We start from the raw sequence: 1,048 nt of genomic DNA on the forward strand, positions 1-1,048 counted from the left end.
TAGCGGATACAGTGTAGATGCCGGAAGTAATACTGGTAATTATGTAGGCTTCAACCGTAACTCTTCGGATAAAATGAACTTTTATGTTGGTAAAACAGCTGATGGTACTAAACGAATGGGATCGGATGATTTGTACGCTTCTTCAGGAAGCGGCAAGGCGTTGCATATTACAAGTGGGGGATCAATCGTTGCTTATTCATCCTCGGAACGTTTCAAAGAGTATATAGAAACTGCTTCTGATGTTAACCCAAAATCGCTTTTGAACTTAGATCTAAAGTCATGGATTTACAAATCAAGTCATTCTTTAGTAAGTGTGGGCGAACCAATTCGAAGAGTATATGGACTAATCGCAGAAGATGTAGAACGTGTTGGATTAAATCAGTATGTAGAACGAGACATCAATGGACGTGTTGAAGGATATAAGCCGGAGTTGTGGACTGTCACAATTCCTATTTTGAAAGAGCATGAAGAAAGTATTGAAACACTTAAACAAAAAGTTGAAAAATTAGAGGAAAAAATTGAAGCCTTGCAAGCTGCATAGTTTGTAGGGCTTTAAATATTAGGAGGATTTAGATGAAAACAACATTCACAACAACCAATAGCAAGCTGCACAAATATGCTCAAATTTTAGCGGTAGTTACTTCAAAAGGTCGAAAAGCTCGTGCCATCTCCAAGTTTCGCCGATTAGCAAGTGAGAAAATCGAAGAGTGGACGGAAAGTCAGAAAGAGCTTATTGCTGCTTACTATGAGGTACAAGAAAACGGTAATGCCAAATTAGATAAAGACGGCTCGCCTGTTTTGTTAGATGGTGCTGATCAAGACGAATACGCTAAAGAACGTGAGGAACTAGATAACGAAATAGTTGTGATCGATTTAACTGAATTCGAACCGTTCTTTGAATTTCTTGTTTCTGGTTTAGATGAGAGCGATGTTGCTTTTGGCGGTGTTGATGCGGATGTATATGATGAGCTTATGGATCAGCTTGAAGAATTAGGAGGAAATGAATAATGCTAAATTACAAGAAATCAATCACAATCACAGGAGAATC

2 protein-coding genes are annotated in these 1,048 nt (G+C 38.4%); both read left to right on the forward strand.

The annotated features are described in order from the left end of the window. Positions 1–541 (forward strand): tail fiber domain-containing protein (locus tag IAE45_RS18565; RefSeq protein WP_200143168.1); only part of this gene is annotated, 541 nt, incomplete at its 5' end. Between the two features lie 32 nt (positions 542–573). After that, the gene (locus IAE45_RS18570) at positions 574–1,008 is read left to right on the forward strand and encodes a DUF1617 family protein (protein WP_200127857.1); all 435 of its coding nucleotides are present in this window, start codon (positions 574–576) and stop codon (positions 1,006–1,008) included. Positions 1,009–1,048: the final 40 nt, after the last annotated feature.

It is taken from the genome of Enterococcus sp. S53, assembly GCF_016516865.1.
Taxonomy (GTDB): domain Bacteria; phylum Bacillota; class Bacilli; order Lactobacillales; family Enterococcaceae; genus Enterococcus_D; species Enterococcus_D innesii.